Genomic DNA, 14,543 nt, shown 5'->3' with positions numbered 1-14,543 from the left:
CCGCGAGGGCGGGCACGGACGGCCTCACGCGTCGTCGTCCGACACGCGCGAGGTGCCATTGCAGGTGGCGGGCGACTTGCTGAGCAGCGGAACCACCCCTCCGCACGTGCTCAACGGCAGCGACACGGGCTCGACGATCTCGTCATTGAAAATGATCACATCGCCGATCAGCGGCGCAGGGCCCGCCTTGGCGCCGCCGTCGTCGTCCGCCGCGTACGCGCCGGTGCAGCAGAGCAGCACCAGGGTGACCGCCCCGAGCCCCGCGACGGCGGCGCTCCTCACCCCCATCCGCTCCTCCATCCCCGGCAACGCCACCCGCCCTGCCGCCCGTTCAGGCGGCCATCCGCTCCGGCTGCTGCAACTGCCCGGGCCGTTCCGCACCGCCCGTGCCGTGCTGCGGGCGGCCGTTCTCCATGATCCGGTCGATCGCGGCCAGCGCCAGCGCCGAGATGACGAAGGTCAGGTGGATCAGGGTTTTCCATATCAGCTCCCTGTCGGTGATGGTGGGCCGGGCGGCGTTGATGAAGATCTGGAGCAGGTGGATGGAGGAGATGCCGATGATCGCCATGGCCAGCTTGACCTTCAGCACGTTCGCGTTGACGTGGGAGAGCCACTGCGGCTGATCGGGGTGGCCCTCGATGCGCAACCGCGAGACGAACGTCTCGTAGCCGCCGATTATCACCATGATGAGCAAATTGGAGATCATCACCACGTCCACGAGACCGAGGACGATCAGCATGACGGTGGTCTCCGGCGGATGGCCGCTGAAGCCCAGGTGCATCAGGTGAAGCAGCTCGGCCATGAACCGCCACACGTAGACGACCTGGGCGACGATCAGCCCCAGATACAGCGGCACCTGGATCCAGCGGCTGAGGAACATGACGTAGCCGACGCGCCCCAGCATCGTCCGTGGCCCGGCCGGCGAGTCGGCCACGGACAGCTGCGCGAGTCGCACTACGACGTCAGGACGTTGACGTGCTGGACCATGGTCTCCACGGTGACAAGGGGCGGAGCGCCCCCGCCGAGGTTGTCGAGGAGTATCGGCGGCGCGCCGCCGGCCAGCGCCAAGGTGGCGACGGCTGCCAGGACTCGGACCTTCAACGGAACTCCTTGCTGCTGCTCTTCGGGAAGCTGCTGCACTTCTGAAAGCTGTCGCTCGTCGGGAACGGGGACCGGGCGGCGTGCAGGGTCACGCCGCCCGTACCGGTGTCGAGGGGTTGGTCCGGTGCCCCGGATCAGGGCGCGAGACAGTTGCTCGCCGGCAGCTCGGGCACGGCGAGCAGCGACATCGGATCGAGCGCGGCGGCCGGGTCGACGGCCCCGGACGGGGCCTCGGCCAGGCAGGTGACCGCATGGACGGGATCGACGACAGCATGAGCCGCGGGAGCGGCGAGCAGGGCCAGACCGCCCGCCATGACGGCGGCGCCGAGGACACCGCGGGGAGAGAGGAGCATGGAACCTCCTGGGTAACGGTAAAGAACAACCCTCGACTTGCTACCCAGGGTAGTGGTTCGGTAACACTCGGTTTACGTAAAGTGTTGGGTGTGCTTGACAATCACGGCGCAGGCTCGTAGCGGTCCTGCGCGGCCATGACCTCGTCGGCATGGTCGAACGCCCACTCCCCGAACGCCTCGATCGGGCCCAGCAACGAGCGGCCCAGGTCGGTCAGCTCGTACTCGACCCTGGGCGGAGCCTCCGCGTAGACGCGGCGCGCCACCAGCCCGTTGAACTCCAGGCGGCGCAGCGTCTCCGTCATCACCTTCGTACTGATGCCGCCGATCTCCTCCCGCAACCTCCCGGGACGGCGCGGGCCGTGCCGCAGCGACCACAGGACCACCGCGTTCCAGGTGTTGGCCATCAGGTCGAAGGCGAGTCTGGCCTGGCAGTCGGCGAGGAACAACGCGAGCCTCCGTTAGGCACCGGATGGTGTGTGTCGGGACTTCTAGAGTCCACGTGTTCTAGTAAAGCCCCTCTTCGGATGGAGGATGGACATGCGGATCGGGATCTTGGGCGCGGGCGGCATGGCGGACGCGCTGGGCACGCAGTGGGCCCGTGCGGGGCACGAGGTGATGGTGAGCGGCCGGGACCTGTCCCGGAGCACGGCCCAGGCCGCCCGGATGAGCACCGCCGCCGCGTCGGCCCCCTCGGCCGGTGCGGCTGTCTCGGCCAGTGCCGGCACGGGCGTCGTGGCCGGTGTGGCCGGGGCGGGTGTGGTGGCCGAGGTGTCGAGAGCGGGCGAGCGGGGGCGGGTGCTGGCCGGGAGCTTCGCGGAGGTGGCCGAGTTCGGGGAGGTCGTGGTGGTGGCGGTCCGGGAGGCCGGACTGCTCGACACGCTTCACGCCGCCGGGCTGGCGCTGCGCGGCAAGGCGCTCATCGACGTGACCAACGCCGCGAACCCCAAGGAGTACGACATCACGCACTCCCTGGCCCGGCTGATCGGCGAGGTCAGCGGTGGTCACGTGGTGAAGGCGTTCAACCTGTGCCACGTGGACGTGTGGCGGATGACGCCGCCCGTCTTCGACGGCAGGCCGCTGGCGGTGCCCCTGTGCGGCGACGACCCCGGAGCGCTGACCGCCGCCCGCACGCTGGTCACCGACCTGGGCTGCACCCCGGTGGACGGTGGAGGTGCGGAACGGGCGGCACTGCTGGAGGCCACGGCGGCGTTCATGATCGGGCTCTGGTTCAGCGGCGCCGACGCCCAAGCCGTCCTCCCGCCCCTCCCCTCCTCAGGCACCCACCAGCCCGCCTGAACGCGAGGCGCTCACACTGGGCGTCAGGGCAGGCGGGCAACGCCATGAGGCCTCGGCCCGGGCAGGTGGCGCGCCAAGGCGTCGGGCCGGGCGGGCGGCGTGGTCAGGCGTCGGGGCGGGCGGGTGGTGGGGTCAGTGGGGGTGGCGGGCCAGGTGGTCGGCGTGGCGGATCGGCTCCGGGAGGCGGTAGTGCGGGGTGAGGTGCAGCACCTGGGACGAGGCGACGTCCAGGGAGATGCGGTGCCCTTGTGAGACGTACACCGGCTTGACCCCCCGCTGCGTACGCAACGCGCGCCCCACCGCCGCGCCTTCGTGGATGATCGGCGCCCAGGCCCCGCGTCCCGGCCCGGGCGGCTCGTGCGTGCCGACGAACGGCGTCTTGCCCACCCCCAGCGACGGCAGCCCCGTCAGCACCCCCAGGTGGCAGGCCAGGCCGAAGCCGCGCGGGTGCGCCAGCCCGTGCCCGTCGCAGACCAGCAGGTCGGGCGTCACCGTGAGCTGTTCGAGCGCCGCCACCAGCGCGGGCAGCTCGCGGAAGGCGAACAGGCCAGGCACGTACGGGAAGGCCGTCTCCCCGTGCGCCACCACTTCCTCCACCGGCTCCAGCGTGCCGGCGTCGAGGACGACCACCGCTGCCGTGAGCGCGTCGTCGCCGCGGTAGTGCACGTCGAGCCCCGCCACCAGCGCGAACGTGTCCGGCCCGGTGAGCTCGACCTCCCCGCGGAGCCGGTCCTGGATGGACTCCGCCTCGGCGACGCCGGAGGGCCACGGGTGAAGCTGCTTCACATGCACCCGGCCTAAGGTATCCCCATGTGTGATGTCGTGGTGATCGTCGGTCCCGGGGTCACGGCGGACGCGGGGCTGCTCGGTGAGGTCGCCCGGCGTGAGTTCGCCGCGCTGGGGGTGCGGGGGAGGGTTGAGCACGCCCGCGACGCCGCCCAGCAGCGGGCCCTGATGCGTGAGGAGCCTGTGGTCGTGGTCGCGCCCGCGCCGAGTGCGGAAGCTCAGACCCTGATCAGGCAGCCGCCGGGGACCGGGGTGGTGGTGCCCGTTGACCTTGATCGGGTGGAGGGTGCTCTGCACATTCATGGGCGGGGGATCGGGGGGCTGGCCTGGGGGATTCGGCATGCCGTTCATCGGGCTCGGTATCCGGGGGTGCGGCGGGTCGCCTACGGGCCTGCGGCTGAGCAGTGGGGGGATTTGTACCTGCCGGAGACGGGGGTGAAGGTGCCGGTCGTGGTGCTGGTGCACGGGGGGTACTGGCGGTCGGAGTGGGCGGCCGATCTCATGGAGGGGCTCTGTGAGGATCTGGTGGGGCGGGGGTTCGCGGTCTGGAATCTGGAGTATCGACGGCCGGATCGGCATGGATGGGCGGCGACCAAGCAGGACGTCGCCGCCGGGCTGGCCGCCCTCCACGGCCTGGGCCCGGCTACGGTGCCCGGTCCCGCGCTGGCGGGCGAGGTCACAGGGCCCGACGTCTTGACGGGTACGGCTGCGGTGCCTGGCCCCGGCAAGGCGGCCGATCCGGCGGCGGCGCGGCACGTGCTGCTCGACCTGGACAGGATCGCCGTCGCAGGGCATTCGGCGGGCGCGCAGCTAGCCCTGCGCGCGGTGGCGGACGGGGCGCGCGCGGCCGTGGCAGTGTCGCTGGCAGGCGTGCTGGACCTCGCCGAGGCCGACCGCCGCTGGCTCAGCCACGGCGCCGTCGCCGCCGCCCTGCGTGGGCCTCAAGGCGAAGCTGCCGTGAGCGGGGCTCAAGGCGAGGCCGCCGCCCCGGACGACACCTCGCCGCAAGCCGAACTGCGCGCCTCCGACCCCCTCCTCCGCCTCCCCCTCGGCATCCCCCAAATAGTCGTCCAAGGCAGATCCGACGACATCAACCTGGTGGACATCTCCCGCCGCTACGCCGAAGCCGCCCACGAAGCAGGCGACCACGTCACGTACCTGGACCTCCCAGGCGACCACCAGGACGTCATCACCCCCGCCACCCCCATCTGGCAGGCCACAGCCGCGGCCCTCACCGCCGCCCTCACCTAGACAACCCCCGAACCCCGCCGTACGAAGGAGAGATGGAGGTCACGATCGTCGGCGCCGGGCTGGTCGGCTGCCTGCTCGCCTGCTACCTGGCCCGCCGCGGCCACCACGTCACCCTGTACGAACGCCGCCCCGACCCCCGCGAACGGGGCCCCGACCGGGGCAGGTCGATCAATCTGGCGATCTCGCAGCGCGGCATCGACGCCCTGCGCCGTCTCGGCCTGGACGGCAAGGCGTTGCACGCGGCGCTGCCGATGGCGGGCCGGATGATGCACGCGCCCGGCGGCGCCCTCAGTTTCCAGCCGTACAGCGCCGACCGGTCGCAGGCGATCAACTCGATCGGCCGCGCCGCCCTTAATAGGGAGCTGCTGGAGGCGGCGACCGCGCAGCCGGGGGTGGAGGTGCGGTTCGGGTGCCGGTTGACGGGGCTGGACGAGCGGACGGGACGGCTGCGGTTCGAGTCGGGGGAGGAGGCGGAGGCGGGGGTGGTGATCGGCGCGGACGGGGCGTACAGCGCGGTCCGGGCCAGGTTGCAGCAGCTTCCCGGGGTGAGTTTCAGCCAGGAGTATCTGGACTACGGCTACAAGGAGTTGTCGATCCCGGCGCGGAACGGCGCGTACGTCCTGGATCCCGGCGCGCTGCACATCTGGCCGCGCGGCCGTTCCATGATGATCGCCCTGCCGAACCCGGACCGCTCGTTCACCTGCACCCTGTTCTGGCCGCACAGCACCCTCGACTCCCTCGACACGCCGCAGCGGATCAGGGCGTACTTCGCGGAGCACTACCGGGACGCGTTCGGGCTGATGCCGGACCTGATCCCCGACTTCCAGGGCAACCCGATCGGCCACCTGGTCACGATGCGCTGCGCGCCGTGGCACGCCAGGATCGGGGACGTGGCGGTGGGGCTGATCGGCGACGCCGCGCACGCGATCGTGCCGTTCTACGGGCAGGGCGCCAACTGCGGCTTCGAGGACTGCGTGGAGCTGGACCGCTGCCTGGACGAGGCGGGCGACGACTTCCCGAGGGCGCTGGAGTTGTTCGAGCGGCGCAAGTCCGACACCGACGTGATCGCCAGGCTGGCGCTGGACAACTTCGTGGAGATGCGCGACAAGGTCGGCTCGCGGCTGTTCCTGGCGGGCAAGCGGCTGGAGCACGCGCTGGAGCGGGCGCTGCCCGGTTATGTCTCGCGTTACGAGCTGGTGTCGTTCTCGACGACCCCGTACTCGCAGGTGGAGCGGCGGGTGGCACGTCAGCGGGGGATCGTGGTGGCGGCGGCGGGCGCGGCGCTGGCGGCCCTCGCGTTCGCGGCGCGTCGCGGCCGGGGTCTGGTGCGCACGCCGGAGGCGGACTGACACTGTGGTCATGCTGTCGTACTCCAGCACCACCGCCGACACCCCGCTGCTCGGCGAGACCATCGGCGAGAACCTCGAACGCACCGTGGCCCGGTTCGGCGACAGGGAAGCCGTCGTGGACGTCTCCTCCGGCCGCAGGTGGACCTACACGCAGCTCAACGCCGACGTCGACGACCTGGCCAGAGCCCTGCTGGCCAGGGGCGTGGCCAAGGGCGACAGAGTGGGCATCTGGGCGCCCAACAGGGCCGAGTGGGTGATCGTCCAGTACGCCACCGCCAAGATCGGCGCGATCCTGGTCAACGTCAACCCGGCCTACCGCACCCACGAGCTGCGGTACGTGGTCGAGCAGTCGGGCATGCGGCTGCTGATCAGCGCCCTGGCGCACAAGGGCAGCGACTACCGGGGCATGATCGAGGAGATCGGCTTCGCCGACGTCGTCTACCTGGACGACCCGAGCTGGGACGTGCTCAGAGCGGTCAAGGCGGACCCGGCGGCGCTGACGGCCCGTACGGCGGAGCTGGCCTTCGACGACCCCATCAACATCCAGTACACCTCGGGCACGACCGGCTTCCCGAAGGGCGCGACGCTGTCGCACCACAACATTCTCAACAACGGCTTCTTCGTCGGCGAGCTGATCCACTACACGGAGGCCGACCGGGTGTGCCTGCCGGTGCCGTTCTACCACTGCTTCGGCATGGTCATGGGCAACCTGGCCGCCACCTCGCACGGCTCGTGCATCGTCATCCCGTCGCCGGGCTTCGACCCGGAGGCCACGCTGCGCGCCGTCCAGGAGGAGCGGTGCACGTCCCTGTACGGGGTGCCGACGATGTTCATCGCCGGGCTGGCGCTGGCCGCCAAGTTCGACCTGTCGTCGCTGCGCACGGGCATCATGGCGGGCTCGCCGTGCCCGGTGGAGGTGATGAAGCGGGTGGTCGGCGAGATGAACATGCGCGAGGTCGCCATCTGCTACGGCATGACGGAGACCTCGCCCGTGTCCACGATGACCAGGGCCGACGACGACCTGGCCCGCAGGACGGAGACGGTCGGCAGGGTGATGCCGCACGTCGAGGTGAAGATCGTGGACCCGGAGACGCGGCTCACCGTGCCGCGCGGACAGCCGGGGGAGCTGTGCACCCGGGGCTACTCGGTCATGCTCGGCTACTGGGACGAGCCGGGCAAGACGGCCGAGGCCATCGACGCGGCGCGGTGGATGCGTACCGGGGACCTGGCTACCATGGACGACGACGGGTACGTGAACGTGGTCGGCCGGATCAAGGACATGATCATCCGGGGTGGGGAGAACGTCTACCCGCGCGAGATCGAGGAGTTCCTGTACGGCCATCCCGACATCGCCGACGTGCAGGTCATCGGGGTGCCCGACGAGAGGTACGGCGAGGAGATCATGGCTTGGGTGATCATGCGTCCTGGCACGGAGGCGCTGACGGCCGAGCGGGTCAGGGAGTTCTGCGCCGGGCGGCTGGCGCACTTCAAGATCCCCCGGTACGTGCGCGTCGTGGAGGAGTTCCCGCTCACGGTCACCGGGAAGATCAGGAAGGTCGAGATGCGGGAACGCTCGATCGAGCTGCTCGGCCTCCAGGGCGCGGCAGCCGTACGGAACGCCTGACCCCTCACGCGGGCGGCGGTCGCCCGCGCCGTGACGTCCTCACGCCACGGCGGTCGCCCGCCCCCTGACGTCCTCACACGACGGCGGTCGCCCGCGCGGTGACGAGGGCGGCGAACCGGCCGGTCACCGCGCGCCAGATCGGCGTGGAGACCGGCTCGTCCGCCACCGCCCGCGCGTACACCTCGTCAGGGTCGAACCCCTCCGCCCGCCACTCCCGGATGCGCGCGGGCAGCACCTCGGGATGGAACTGCACGCCCCACGCCCGCTCGCCCACCCGGAACGCCTGGTACGGGCAGCTCGCCGTCTCGGCCAGGTGCACGGCAGCCGAGGGCAGGCGGGTGACGGCGTCCTTGTGGTGCTCGATCGCGGGCACCACCGGCGGCAGGCCGTGGAAGAGCGGGTCGGCGGCGGCCTCCGGCCTGATCGTGACGGGCAGGCTGCCGTTCTCCGGCTCGCCCACCTCACCGCGCACCTCGCCGCCGGCCACCTGCGCCAGCATCTGGCCGCCCAGGCAGATGCCGAACAGCGGCACCTCCCCGGCCAGCGCCTGCTCCATCAGCCGCCGCGCGTCACGCAGCCACGGGGCCCGGTCGTCGTCGCCGGGCAGATAGCCGCCGCCGAGCATGATCATGGCGTCGTGGCTCAGGGAGGCGGGCAGCGGCTCGCCATCGTGCGCGTGGACGACGTCGAGGGTGAGCCCGGCCTCCTCCAGCCAGCCCGCCATCCGGCTCAGACCACCGGTCTTACTGTTCTGGACGACCAGGACGGTCTTTCTCATGAGGTGGGTCACGGCAGGTTGGCCGCCCTGGCGGTGTGGCGGAGCAGCAGGGCCGTGGTGACGGGCCCGACGCCGCCCGGCACCGGCGTGAGCGCGCCCGCCACCCCCGAGACCGCCCCGAAGTCGACGTCTCCGGTCAGCCCGCCGTCGTCGGTCGGGTTGGTGCCCACGTCGATCACCACCGCGCCCATCGCCACGTGCGCCGCCCCGATCAGCCCGGCCCGCCCCACCGCGGCGACCAGCACCTCGGCCTGCGAGGTGACGGCCGCCAGGTCGCGGGTGCGCGAGTGGCAGACGGTGACGGTGGCGTGCCGGTCGAGCAGCAGGTGCGCCAGCGGCTTGCCCACCACGGTGGAGCGGCCGACGACCACGGCCCGCCGCCCCGCCAGCTCCACCTCGTAGTGGTCGAGCAGCGCCATCACGGCCGCCGCCGTGGCGGGCGGGAACGCGGGCAGCCCGGCCGCCAGCCGGCCGAGGGAGAGCGGGTTGGCGCCGTCGACGTCCTTGCGCGGGTCGATGGCCCCGGCCAGCTCCTGCGCAGACGCGCCGGCGGGCAGCGGGGTCTGCAGCATGAGGCCGTGCACCTGCGGGTCGGCGGACAGCCTGGCCAGCGTCTCGCCGATCTGGCCGGGGGTGGCGTCCTGGCCCAGGTCGACCACGTCGCAGGCGATGCCGACGCCGGCCGCCGCCTTGGCGATCGAGCGGACGTACCACAGGCTCGCCTCGTCGGCGGTGGCCACGACCACGGCCAGCCTCGGCTGCGGGCCTGCCGCGGCCTCGGCCTGTGTCTGGGCCCTGATCGCGGCGGCCAGGTCTCTGCCGGTCAGCGTCTTCAAGAGATCTCCTCGCGTACCTCGGCGGTCACCCAGTCTGCCTTGGCGACGGCCGCGTCCACGCCGGAGACGCGGATGTTCAGCTCCTCGCGTACTCGCTCGTCCTTGATGCCGCGCAGGTTGATCTCGACGTTCACCCTGGCCGTGGTGAGGGCGGCGCGGGCGGCGTCGGCCGCGGCGGCGACGTCGGTGACGACGTTGCGGTTGCCGATCGGCAGCAGCAGCTCGCAGAGCTCGACCACGCGCGCGGCCGCCTCGATCACCCTGGCGGGCGGCTCGGCCGCGCCCGCCAGCGCCCTGGCGATGGCGGCGCTGCGCTCCTCGCCCTTGGGCAGCCGGTAGGCGTCGGTGACGGCGGTGAACGCCGCCGCGTCCTCCTCGGCCAGCCTCAGCGACCGCGCCCGCAGGGTGTCCGTCTCGGCGATCACGGCGACGACGGTCTCGGCGTGGTCGGTGTACTTCTCCCCGGTGGTGTAGCGGGCCACCATGCCGAGCAGCGCGGCGGCCTGCGCCGCGTGCAGGGCCGCCGTGGCGCCGCCCCCGGGCGCGGGCACCCGGTCGGCGAGCTGGTCGAGGAAGTCGACGATCTTCAAGTCGCGCATGGCGGCATTCTGCCAGGCCGCGCGCGGCTCACTCGCGGTACATCGGGCGTGTGGCGTCCTCGGAGCCGCTGCGCGGCGGCAGGTACGGCGACTGCGGCGACGCCGTACCCCAGGTCGACTCGTACTCGACGGGCTCGGCCGGCTCCCGCGCGGAGCCCCGCCAGCGCGACGGGAAGAACGAGGCCACCAGCAGCATCAGGCCGATCATGACCTGCAGCCCGGTGTAGGTCAGGGTGGTGAAGCCGTTGCGCAGCTCGCCGGGCAGCAGGTCCACGGGCAGCAGCCGGATCCGGGTGTACATCTCCACGAACGGCAGGACGCCGACCGAGAGGAAGGCCAGGCCGCCGACCAGTGAGGCGATGGGCGACAGGCGGGAGGCGGCCAGGAAGGCCAGCACGACGCCGGTCGCGGCGAGCACGCCGACCGCGATCCAGGAGATCTGGAACGCCTGCTGCGCCTGCAGCGTGAGCTGGCCGACGCCGTACCAAAGGCCAGCGGCGGCGAGGGGCGGGAGGAGCAGTCCGGCGACCACTCCCAGAGCGTGACGGGCACCGTTTGACATGATTAACCCCGTTTGTTTGGCTCTGTCCCAACCTACTCTCCGGGATCGGTCAGCGTGGCGTGGTCTTCGAGTCCAGCCAGGTGTTGATGAGTTTCGTGAAGTTCTCGCCGGTGTGCTTGTTGATCCACTTCACGAACGCGGCCCTGTCCTGGGTGGTGTTGCGGTGTTCCTGGGGCCAGGCCCTGGTCATCGCCCAGAACCTGCGGTCGCCGAGCCGCTTCCTGATCTCGTGCAGCATGATCGCCGGGCTGTAGTAGACGTTGCTCTGGCCGAACGCGTCGCGCCGGTAGTTCCCCGGCGGGCCGTTCTCCTGGCGCAGCTCGGCGTCGTAGGCGCGGATGTTGGAGATGAACTCGTCGATGGTGCCGCCCTCGTGGTCGGCGTACCACTGCATCTCGAAGTACATGGCGAAGCCCTCGTTCAGCCACATGTCACGCCAGGTGCGCGGCGTGACCGTGTCGCCGAACCAGTGGTGCGCCAGCTCGTGCGCCACCACCGACGGCTCCATGTAGCGGGGGCCGAGCGCGATCATCTGCTGGGTCTCCATGCCGGAGTCGCTGGTGGCGACCAGCCCGGCGGTGGGGAACGGGTAGGGGCCGAGCTTCTTCTCCAGCCACCGCATGATCTGCGGCATCCGCCGCGCCACCGGCAACTGCTTGGCCACGTCCTTCGGGCGGATCCAGTACGTGATCGGGATCCCGCGCGGCCCCTTGTCCTTGAACATCCTGAACTTGTCGGCCGCGAACACCGTCAGGTAGCTCGCCACCGGATCGGTCGACCGCCACCTGAACGTGCTGCTCCCGCCCTCTGTGGTCTTGCCCTGGTACGTCCCGTGCGCCACCCCCGACCAGCCCTTCGGCACGGTGATCGCCACGTCGTACAGCGCCTCGTCCGACGGATGGTCGTTGACCGGGAACCAGGTGAACGACCCGAACGGCTCCTGCAGCGCCCACGCCCGGCCGCCGCCCTCGATGTGGAAGCCGAGCATGGAGATGTCCTTGCGGCGCTGCTTGGAGTCCACCGGCTTCGGCCGGCCGTGGTAGCGCACGGTCACGACCGTGCCCTCGCCGGCCTTCAGCGGCCGGGCCAGCGGGACGGTCAGGTCGTCGTACTTGCGGGTCGCCCTGGCCCGCGCGCCGTCCACCGTTACCTCGTCCACCTTGAGCGCGCGCCCGAAGTCCAGCCTGACCTGCTCGATCGGCTTCGCCGCCCGCACGGTCAGCTTCGCCGTGCCGCTCAGCGTGCGGGCGCCCGGCTTCCAGGCCAGCGCCAGGTCGTAGTGGAGCACGTCGATCGCCGGGTTGCCGTAGGCCGGGTAGACGGGGTCGGCGACGGGCCGCGACCTGCCCTCCTCGTACGCGCTCAGATCGACGGCCGGCCGCCGCTCCTCGACGGGGCTGGGCTTGACCGCGGCCTTCGGCGGTGGCGCGGGTGGAGGGGCGCTGCACGCCGAAGCGACCAGTGCGACGGACATCAGGGATAAAAGGGGCCTCCGCATTCGCGACAAGGTAGTGACGGCCGCCGAGCGGCCACAACGCGTTTTCCCGATCCGTGATCAGGAACGCCCGGCTTCCCGACCGTTGCTGAAAGGTCCCTGTGAAGCCGTCCGCAAGTCTTTGCCCCGGACGGCCACCCGGGCATCGTGGGCCGCATGAGATCCGCGATCCTGAAGACCGCACTCGGCAGTGCCTTGATCGTCGTCCTGCTCGGCGGTGTGCCGGCGCAGGCCGCGACGAAGCCCGACACGTTCCCGCTGCCCAACGGGTTCCAGCCGGAGGGCATCGCGATCGGGGGCCACTACGCCTACTTCGGCTCACGCGCGACCGGTGACATCTACCGGGCCGACCTGCGTACCGGGAAGGGAGGCGTGATCAGCAAGGGGCCGGGCACGCAGTCGCTCGGGCTCAAGACCGACGGGCGCGGCCAGCTGTTCGTGGCGGGCGGCAACGCGGGCAACGCGCGGGTGATCGACCTGCGCACCGGCGCCGTCATCAAGTCGTACCAGCTCGCCACCGGCACGTCGTTCGTCAACGACGTGATCCTCTTCCGCGGCGCCGCGTACTACACCGACTCGGCCAACCCCGTGCTGTACAAGCTGGACCTCGGACGGGGCGGCGCGCTGCCCGCGGAGGCCGTCAGCATCCCGCTCAGCGGCGCCATCCAGTACACGACGGGCAACAACGCCAACGGCATCGCCCCGAGCCCGGACGGCCGGTCGCTGCTGATCGTCCAGTCCAACACCGGCAAGCTCTTCGAGGCCGACCCGTCCACCGGCGTCACCACCGAGGTGGACCTGGGCGGCGAGCTGCTGACCAACGGGGACGGGCTGCTCCTGGCCGGCCGCACTCTGTACGCGGTCCAGAACCGGCTCAACACGGTCGCCGCGATCGGCCTGGCCCGCGACGGCGCCTCCGGCAAGATCATCGCGCGGCTGACCGACGACAGGTTCGACGTCCCCACCACCGTGGCCGCCTACGGCCGCCGCCTCTACCTGCCCAACGCCCGCTTCACCACCACCCCGACCCCCGACACGACCTACGACGTGGTCGCCATCAAGCCCTGAACCCCGTCCGCGCGCCCCGTGACCACCAGGGGCGCGCCCCTCACTTCTTGATCGTGAACTTGTCGCCGTAGACCTTCCAGGTCAGCGGCGGGTTCAGGTCCAGGTTGCGGTTCCGCACGAACACCCGCTGCATCGTGTCGACGCGGGTGGTGTCCTCGTGCGCCTCCTCGGCCTTCATGGCCGCCTTGCGGGCGTCGAGGAACGCGTTCAGGTACGTCACCTCGTCGCCGCCCTGCGCAGGCGTCCTGGCCTTGCCCATCGCGCTCTTCCTGATGCCGCCGAAGCTCAGCCTGCTGCCGCCGGGGCCGTGCATGACGATGGCGTCGTAGTAGACGAACTGGCCGAGCGCCCGCAGCCCGTCCTTCTCCGCCTGCCGCACGGCGGGGTTGAAGTAGACGCGGTCACGCTCGTCGTTCTGGGCCCGCTGGAAGGCGGCGTCCTTGGCGGCGGCCTTCCAGTCCCTGACGAAACCCGCACCGAGGCCCTCGTGCGAGTCGGTGCCGTTCACCTTGCGCAGCGCCGGCAGGTACTTCGCCAGGACGTTGCCCGGCTTGCGCTTCGTGTACAGCTCGACCAGCTCCAGCATGTCGCCGGTGCCGGAGCAGAACCCGATGATGCCCGCCGTGTAGCCGCGCTCGTCCTCGATGTCCTCGATGTAGCCGTACTGGGCCTTCCAGTCGAGCGAGGAGTTCTCCGCACTGGACACCAGCCGCATGGCGATGTCCTTCTTGTGCGGGTCGGCGAGAGCCGGCGAGGCGACGGTCAGGGAGAGGGCCAGAGCCGCGGAGATCAGCACGCAGGGCAAACTACTCCACCGGGCGCAGCGCCGCGAGCTGTTGCTCGAACGGCACGACCTCCTCCACCTGCTCCCGCTTCTCCGGAGCCCGGTGCAGCAGCAGGTCGGCCAGCTCCTGCGCGGCGCGCGCGACGCGCTCGCCGAGCCCGTCGGTGAACGTGTCCCTGCCGCCGCCCCAGTCCTCCGCCGCCGCGTACACCGCCGTCGGGACGACCACGGCACGCAGGTACGCGAACAGCGGGCGCAGCGCGTGCTCCAGCGCCAGCGAGTGCCTCGGGGTGCCGCCCGTGGCCGCGATCAGCACCGGCTTGCCGGTCAGCGCCGTGTTGTCCAGCACGTCGAAGAACGACTTGAACAGGCCGCTGTACGAGCCGCTGAAGATGGGCGTGACCACGATGAGGCCGTCGGCCCCCGTCACCGCCTCCGTCACCTCGCGCAGGCGGGTGTTCGGGAAGCCGGTGACGAAGTTGCCGGCGATGTCCACGGCCAGGTCGCGCAGCTCGACCACGCGGACCTCCACCTCCGCCCGCTGCGCCACCGCCTCGGCGAGGCGGTCGGCGAGCAGTCGGGTGGAGGAGGGCTGCGTCAGCCCCGCCGTGACGACGACGAGCTTCATGGTGCTCCTTTCGGGGGTGTACAGGGGTGGTGG

General features: G+C 71.3%; 18 protein-coding genes. 5 read left to right on the top strand and 13 right to left on the bottom strand.

From position 1 onward, the window contains the following. Positions 1–24: 24 nt before the first annotated feature. The 5 genes from ABD331_RS24050 to ABD331_RS24030 form a co-directional block, all read right to left on the bottom strand. Positions 25–288: a hypothetical protein gene (locus ABD331_RS24050; RefSeq protein WP_344478600.1), complete on the bottom strand. Its 264-nt coding sequence runs from the start codon at positions 286–288 to the stop codon at positions 25–27. A 43-nt stretch (positions 289–331) separates the two neighbouring features. Beyond that, positions 332–955, bottom strand: coding sequence for a TIGR00645 family protein (locus tag ABD331_RS24045; RefSeq protein ID WP_344478598.1), 624 nt, complete (start codon positions 953–955; stop codon positions 332–334). Then, a complete protein-coding gene (locus ABD331_RS24040) occupies positions 955–1,101 on the bottom strand; it encodes a hypothetical protein (RefSeq protein WP_344478595.1) in 147 nt (48 codons plus the stop codon). Before ABD331_RS24040 ends, ABD331_RS24045 begins: the two co-directional genes overlap by 1 nt. A 134-nt stretch (positions 1,102–1,235) precedes the next feature. Further along, positions 1,236–1,454, bottom strand: a complete 219-nt coding sequence (locus ABD331_RS24035; RefSeq protein WP_344478592.1) for a hypothetical protein — start codon at positions 1,452–1,454, stop codon at positions 1,236–1,238. A gap of 101 nt (positions 1,455–1,555) precedes the next feature. Next, on the bottom strand, positions 1,556–1,900 hold the full coding sequence (locus ABD331_RS24030) for a winged helix-turn-helix transcriptional regulator (RefSeq protein ID WP_344478589.1): 345 nt from the start codon (positions 1,898–1,900) through the stop codon (positions 1,556–1,558). Between the two features lie 91 nt (positions 1,901–1,991). Here ABD331_RS24030 and ABD331_RS24025 point away from each other — a divergent pair, with 91 nt between their 5' ends. Beyond that, the gene (locus tag ABD331_RS24025; RefSeq protein ID WP_344478586.1) at positions 1,992–2,750 is read left to right on the top strand and encodes an NADPH-dependent F420 reductase; all 759 of its coding nucleotides are present in this window, start codon (positions 1,992–1,994) and stop codon (positions 2,748–2,750) included. Positions 2,751–2,882: 132 nt separating this feature from the next. On the opposite strand, the gene ABD331_RS24020 is transcribed toward ABD331_RS24025, so the two are convergent. Further along, on the bottom strand, positions 2,883–3,542 hold the full coding sequence (locus ABD331_RS24020; RefSeq protein WP_344478584.1) for an endonuclease V: 660 nt from the start codon (positions 3,540–3,542) through the stop codon (positions 2,883–2,885). Positions 3,543–3,560: 18 nt separating this feature from the next. Here ABD331_RS24020 and ABD331_RS24015 point away from each other — a divergent pair, with 18 nt between their 5' ends. From ABD331_RS24015 to ABD331_RS24005, 3 genes are read left to right on the top strand one after another with little or no spacing between them, the layout of a single operon-like run. Next, complete coding sequence (locus ABD331_RS24015) at positions 3,561–4,787, top strand: alpha/beta hydrolase family protein (protein WP_344478581.1); 1,227 nt, start codon at positions 3,561–3,563, stop codon at positions 4,785–4,787. A gap of 32 nt (positions 4,788–4,819) precedes the next feature. Continuing rightward, on the top strand, positions 4,820–6,136 hold the full coding sequence (locus ABD331_RS24010; protein WP_344478579.1) for an FAD-dependent oxidoreductase: 1,317 nt from the start codon (positions 4,820–4,822) through the stop codon (positions 6,134–6,136). Between the two features lie 10 nt (positions 6,137–6,146). After that, the gene (locus ABD331_RS24005; protein WP_344478576.1) at positions 6,147–7,760 is read left to right on the top strand and encodes an AMP-binding protein; all 1,614 of its coding nucleotides are present in this window, start codon (positions 6,147–6,149) and stop codon (positions 7,758–7,760) included. Positions 7,761–7,833: 73 nt separating this feature from the next. On the opposite strand, the gene ABD331_RS24000 is transcribed toward ABD331_RS24005, so the two are convergent. The 5 genes from ABD331_RS24000 to ABD331_RS23980 form a co-directional block, all read right to left on the bottom strand. Next, on the bottom strand, positions 7,834–8,538 hold the full coding sequence (locus ABD331_RS24000) for a type 1 glutamine amidotransferase (protein WP_344478573.1): 705 nt from the start codon (positions 8,536–8,538) through the stop codon (positions 7,834–7,836). An 8-nt stretch (positions 8,539–8,546) separates the two neighbouring features. Further along, positions 8,547–9,374, bottom strand: a complete 828-nt coding sequence (locus ABD331_RS23995; protein WP_344478570.1) for a bifunctional 5,10-methylenetetrahydrofolate dehydrogenase/5,10-methenyltetrahydrofolate cyclohydrolase — start codon at positions 9,372–9,374, stop codon at positions 8,547–8,549. Beyond that, positions 9,371–9,973, bottom strand: coding sequence for a cyclodeaminase/cyclohydrolase family protein (locus ABD331_RS23990; RefSeq protein WP_344478566.1), 603 nt, complete (start codon positions 9,971–9,973; stop codon positions 9,371–9,373). The genes ABD331_RS23995 and ABD331_RS23990 overlap by 4 nt, the downstream gene beginning before the upstream one ends. A gap of 28 nt (positions 9,974–10,001) precedes the next feature. Beyond that, complete coding sequence (locus ABD331_RS23985) at positions 10,002–10,505, bottom strand: hypothetical protein (RefSeq protein ID WP_344478564.1); 504 nt, start codon at positions 10,503–10,505, stop codon at positions 10,002–10,004. A 79-nt stretch (positions 10,506–10,584) separates the two neighbouring features. After that, complete coding sequence (locus ABD331_RS23980; RefSeq protein ID WP_344478561.1) at positions 10,585–12,009, bottom strand: M1 family metallopeptidase; 1,425 nt, start codon at positions 12,007–12,009, stop codon at positions 10,585–10,587. A 177-nt stretch (positions 12,010–12,186) separates the two neighbouring features. Between ABD331_RS23980 and ABD331_RS23975 the strand changes: the two genes are divergently transcribed. Then, entirely contained in the window at positions 12,187–13,098 is a 912-nt protein-coding gene (locus ABD331_RS23975; RefSeq protein WP_344478559.1) for an NHL repeat-containing protein, read from the top strand. 40 nt (positions 13,099–13,138) lie between these two features. On the opposite strand, the gene ABD331_RS23970 is transcribed toward ABD331_RS23975, so the two are convergent. Next, positions 13,139–13,894, bottom strand: coding sequence for a chitosanase (locus tag ABD331_RS23970; protein ID WP_344478556.1), 756 nt, complete (start codon positions 13,892–13,894; stop codon positions 13,139–13,141). Between the two features lie 10 nt (positions 13,895–13,904). After that, positions 13,905–14,510: an FMN reductase gene (locus tag ABD331_RS23965; RefSeq protein WP_344478554.1), complete on the bottom strand. Its 606-nt coding sequence runs from the start codon at positions 14,508–14,510 to the stop codon at positions 13,905–13,907. Positions 14,511–14,543 lie beyond the last annotated feature (33 nt).

Source organism: Nonomuraea monospora (assembly GCF_039531895.1).
GTDB lineage: Bacteria > Actinomycetota > Actinomycetes > Streptosporangiales > Streptosporangiaceae > Nonomuraea > Nonomuraea monospora.
Note: the sequence above shows the minus strand (reverse complement) of the source record. Positions and strands in the feature narration are given on the sequence as shown.

Coding starts and splice junctions, on each gene's coding strand:
- ABD331_RS24050 (WP_344478600.1), bottom strand. CDS start 288: ATGGGGGTGAGGAGCGCCGCCGTCGCGGGGCTCGGGGCGGTCACCCTG.
- ABD331_RS24035 (WP_344478592.1), bottom strand. CDS start 1,454: ATGCTCCTCTCTCCCCGCGGTGTCCTCGGCGCCGCCGTCATGGCGGGC.
- ABD331_RS24025 (WP_344478586.1), top strand. CDS start 1,992: ATGCGGATCGGGATCTTGGGCGCGGGCGGCATGGCGGACGCGCTGGGC.
- ABD331_RS24015 (WP_344478581.1), top strand. CDS start 3,561: ATGTGTGATGTCGTGGTGATCGTCGGTCCCGGGGTCACGGCGGACGCG.
- ABD331_RS24010 (WP_344478579.1), top strand. CDS start 4,820: ATGGAGGTCACGATCGTCGGCGCCGGGCTGGTCGGCTGCCTGCTCGCC.
- ABD331_RS24005 (WP_344478576.1), top strand. CDS start 6,147: ATGCTGTCGTACTCCAGCACCACCGCCGACACCCCGCTGCTCGGCGAG.
- ABD331_RS24000 (WP_344478573.1), bottom strand. CDS start 8,538: ATGAGAAAGACCGTCCTGGTCGTCCAGAACAGTAAGACCGGTGGTCTG.
- ABD331_RS23990 (WP_344478566.1), bottom strand. CDS start 9,973: ATGCGCGACTTGAAGATCGTCGACTTCCTCGACCAGCTCGCCGACCGG.
- ABD331_RS23980 (WP_344478561.1), bottom strand. CDS start 12,009: ATGTCCGTCGCACTGGTCGCTTCGGCGTGCAGCGCCCCTCCACCCGCG.
- ABD331_RS23975 (WP_344478559.1), top strand. CDS start 12,187: ATGAGATCCGCGATCCTGAAGACCGCACTCGGCAGTGCCTTGATCGTC.
- ABD331_RS23965 (WP_344478554.1), bottom strand. CDS start 14,510: ATGAAGCTCGTCGTCGTCACGGCGGGGCTGACGCAGCCCTCCTCCACC.